The sequence below is a fragment of the Arthrobacter sp. TMN-49 genome, assembly GCF_054511095.1.
Window position 1 is genome coordinate 1 of sequence record NZ_JBTNDH010000070.1, and the last position, 2,325, is coordinate 2,325.

Consider the following 2,325-nt stretch of genomic DNA (forward strand, 5'->3'; position numbering starts at 1 on the left):
TCTGTGGGTAGTTTGGTGGGTTTTGGAACGGGGGTGTGGGGTGCTGGAGGCGATCCTTCCACCCACCGCCGTCGTCCGTTAAAGGGGTAACGTAGGGGAAAGCTTCATGAGATGCGATGCCAAGCTCCGACTGGTCGCACGCCAACCCCATGTTCATCGGGTGGCTCGGATGAGGAAGTGACCGGCGGTGACTGGATCCGCGGGTAAGAGCACACACAAAGGTCTACTCATGACTTTCACTTCCGTTGCCCATGCGCAGCGCGCCAAGACCCCCGCCACACCGCTCAGCATCCCCGTGCTGCCTGCCGTGGACGTGAATTTAGGTACCGTCACCTTCTGCACTCCGGCCGGGCACTTCGCCTACTTCTGCCAAGACCCGGCCCGGCTGGTGGGCGCTCTGGCGGCAGCTGTCCGGCCCGCACACTGGATTCCCGAGCTTGGCACCTTGGTCGTCACGGTTGCCCAGACGGGTTCACGGGCCGGGCGCCGGCTGGGCTTCCGCCTGGCATCGCACTAGCGTGAGCCACCCGCCACCTGCCGCCTAGTCGATGGTGGCAATCGTGGCACCCTGGGCCACTTCCTCACCCTCTAGGACCTGCCAGCTCAGGGTGCCGGCCGAGGGGGCGTTGATTTCTGCGTCGAACTTCTCGATCGTCACCTCGGCGATCACCTGATAGGCGGTGACGGTGCTGCCGTTGGGCGCGCGCCACCCGATGAGGACACCGCGGTCCTGCGGGTCCCCTGTCATCATCGGAAAAAGAACCTCAACCATTGTGTTTCACCAGCTACCTCTCCACGGTCACCAACCCTGTGTGATCCCCAGCCTATCCGCCCCTGCGCGCCCGGTGGCGGATCGGCACCAGACATCGCCCGGGGCTGCTGCGGGCCGCCTGGGGAAGGGTAGGAAAGTACGGTGTCCCTCAACTTTTTTCGTAGGAATCCCGGCCGGAATTTCGCCCCGAAAAGGGCTACAGTAAGGGCTGAGTCGAGGAGATCCCCACGTGTCTACAAGCAGTCCAAGTCCCGAGCAAGTCAAGCGATGGCGCCAATATCTGGCCGACGAACGTGCAGAAGCGGCCGTGTACCGTGACCTGGCCAAACGCCGAACCGGCGAAGAACGAACCATTCTCACCGCCCTGGCCGCTGCCGAGGGCAGGCACGAGCAGCATTGGCTGAACCTGTTGGGCGACCACGCCCACCCGCCCCTGCGGCCATCGCTGCGTAACCAGCTACTGGGACTGCTGGCACGGCGATTTGGTTCGGTGTTTGTTTTGGCGCTGGCACAGCGGGCTGAGTCCAGGTCCCCGTACGCCGGCGATGCTGACGCCACGGACGCCATGGCTGCCGATGAAGCCATTCACGAGGAAGTCATTCGGGGCCTGGCCGCCCGGGGCCGGAACAGGCTGTCAGGATCGTTCCGTGCAGCCGTTTTTGGCGCCAATGACGGTCTTGTCAGCAATCTTTCCCTGGTCATGGGTATGGCGGCGACGGGTGTGGGCAGCCAAGTGGTGTTGTTCAGTGGCATCGCTGGTTTGTTGGCTGGCGCCCTATCCATGGGGGCCGGGGAGTTTGTGTCCGTCCGCTCCCAACGTGAATTGTTGGACGCCTCCCAACCCACCCAGGTCACTCTCTCCGCGGCCCCTTCGCTGGATTTGCAGAACAACGAACTGGTTCTTGTCTACTTGGCTCGCGGCATGTCCCGCGAGGTCGCCGAGCACAGGGCCGCCGAACGGTTGGGCCAGTTTGCGTGCGACTGCGATCCCAGCCTGTCGCTGCGACCGCAACAGTTTGAAACTGTCGACAGCCACGAAACCCTGGGCACCGCGTGGGGCGCTGCCGGTTCCAGCTTCTGCTTCTTTGCCTCGGGCGCCGTGATTCCGATTCTGCCGTTCCTGTTTGGGCTGACAGGGCTGGGCGCGTTACTCGTGTCCTGCCTGTTGGTGGGCATTGCCCTGCTGGGCACCGGCGCCGTGGTTGGCTTGCTGTCAGGGGCATCACCGCTGTGGCGTGGCCTGCGCCAACTCGCCATAGGCATGGGCGCCGCCGGAGTCACCTACCTGCTGGGCTTGGCCTTTGGGACTGTGGTTGGTTAGCATCTCCGGATCTGTGTCGCACTTGTTGGACTGGAATGCGCTTTCCTGCGCCATTTGGCGTGTTATGTCGCATACCTTATTGGACGGTTCTGTCTCGGACCTTCGTAGACACTATGTCTCATACCCTCGTGGACAGTTGAGGGGTTTTGCTTGTGAGTTGTGAGTAAAACACAACCATCGATTAAAGTCCGTCATCTTGTTGCTACATGGCCTGAGGATGCTCCTCGCGGTG

The 2,325-nt window shown here is 62.6% G+C and carries 3 protein-coding genes and 1 riboswitch; of the genes, 2 read left to right on the forward strand and 1 reads right to left on the reverse strand.

Going from position 1 to position 2,325, the window contains the following annotated elements; translation table 11 throughout:
* Positions 1 to 102 precede the first annotated feature (102 nt).
* A riboswitch (SAM riboswitch) is annotated at positions 103 to 216 on the forward strand.
* Positions 217 to 229: 13 nt separating this feature from the next.
* Complete coding sequence (locus ACX80E_RS17110; protein WP_459303265.1) at positions 230 to 517, forward strand: hypothetical protein; 288 nt, start codon at positions 230 to 232, stop codon at positions 515 to 517.
* A 24-nt stretch (positions 518 to 541) separates the two neighbouring features.
* On the opposite strand, the gene ACX80E_RS17115 is transcribed toward ACX80E_RS17110, so the two are convergent.
* Complete coding sequence (locus tag ACX80E_RS17115; RefSeq protein WP_459303266.1) at positions 542 to 772, reverse strand: biotin/lipoyl-containing protein; 231 nt, start codon at positions 770 to 772, stop codon at positions 542 to 544.
* Positions 773 to 1,001: 229 nt separating this feature from the next.
* Between ACX80E_RS17115 and ACX80E_RS17120 the strand changes: the two genes are divergently transcribed.
* Complete coding sequence (locus ACX80E_RS17120) at positions 1,002 to 2,093, forward strand: VIT1/CCC1 transporter family protein (RefSeq protein ID WP_459303267.1); 1,092 nt, start codon at positions 1,002 to 1,004, stop codon at positions 2,091 to 2,093.
* The last annotated feature ends 232 nt before the right edge of the window (positions 2,094 to 2,325 follow it).